Annotated in this window: 1 protein-coding gene; it reads right to left on the bottom strand. The window is 51.4% G+C overall.

Features of this window, described 5'->3' with window-relative positions:
• A partial coding sequence (locus tag BIU96_RS19215) for a hypothetical protein (RefSeq protein ID WP_217642294.1) occupies nt 1–292 on the bottom strand: 292 nt, incomplete at both ends.

Below are 292 nucleotides of genomic sequence, written 5' to 3'. Positions count from 1 at the left end.
GAGTCGATCTTGATCGGAGTGCGCTTGTCTTCGCCGTCCATTACGGACTTTTTCAGCTGTTGTACAGCACTCAGTCGTTCTTCAACGGGCTGATCAGATTTCAGGGCCTGGAGGTCTTTGCAAGACTCCTCCATCCGCTTGATCAATAGCAGTTTCAAATCTGCAGTGAAATACTGGCCCGGGATTTCGGAGAGCAGGCGGCCGGCTCTTTTGTAGCTGTCTTCCAGAGCCGTTGTTTTACGAATACGCTCGATACGTGCGCGCTCTCGCATCTGACTGGCCACAATAATAA

It is taken from the genome of Curtobacterium sp. MCBA15_008 (genome assembly GCF_001865065.1).
Taxonomy (GTDB): Bacteria; Actinomycetota; Actinomycetes; order Actinomycetales; family Microbacteriaceae; genus Curtobacterium.
Note: the sequence above shows the minus strand (reverse complement) of the source record. Positions and strands in the feature narration are given on the sequence as shown.